Here is an 883-nt window from a genome sequence, read left to right as displayed (position 1 = left end):
TCTTGGTTCGTTAAGGGTGCTGAAGTGTTTAAGGATTTTGATGAAGACGATATGCTTCCCGCCGCCTTTGATGCTTATGCTGAAATAAGTGAATATATTAAAAAGACACCCTCAATTGTTGATCACAAAAAACGGCAGTTGGAGCAAATTGAAGTTGCAAAACAGAAGTTGTCTGAAGCAGATTCAGCAGTAACACAATCTATTGAAGGGCTTGACGAGTTATTGAAAGCAGCAAATGTTCGCTTTAATGACTTGCAGGGTGAAGTGTTAGGTAGTTTGGACTTCGGCTTTAAGAGTTCGATAGTGATGTTGATAGTTCTGATTTTACTTGCTACCCAGAACTTTAACTCGATGCGTTTAGCTATCCGTAAGAAGATGATCGATCTTGCCAAATTGAATGCAATTGGTCGTTCTTTGGCCGGTGCTCAGAGTCAAAATATTGCTCTTGAAGAAGTGCTTCAAAGTATGCATGAAAAGATTGGCGTTTCGCAGGGTTCGGTTTTTCTTACAAATGAAAATCAGCAGTTAGAGGTGAAAGCACATTTCCCACCTAAAGCGATTGAAGCTGGTAGTGAAGCTGTTAAGTTTGATATGGGACAAGGTGTTCTAGGCAAAGCAGCTGAAACCAAAAAGACTATTTTTGTTCCAAATACCGAAAAAGATAAGAACTTTGTCTCGGCTGCTGGCGGGCAAGAGCGTGCCTTACTATGTGTACCGCTTGTCGACAAAGAGATTCTCGTTGGTGTGATTAACCTTTCCGGTGATGTGAAGAATGTGAGTTTTGCTGATAGTGATTATGAGTTCGTTTCTTCTGTAGCGCGATCCTTGGTGACGACAATCAAAAGTATTCGAATGCGTGAAGTTATCGAAGAGCAAAACAGAA

1 protein-coding gene is annotated in these 883 nt (G+C 40.9%); it reads left to right on the top strand.

Features of this window, described 5'->3' with window-relative positions; all coding sequences use genetic code 11:
• Nucleotides 1-883, top strand: an 883-nt coding sequence (locus A3766_RS20500; protein ID WP_156509008.1) for a GAF domain-containing protein, incomplete at both ends; no start/stop codon positions are given.

It is taken from the genome of Oleiphilus sp. HI0132 (assembly GCF_001635845.1).
Note: the sequence above shows the minus strand (reverse complement) of the source record. Positions and strands in the feature narration are given on the sequence as shown.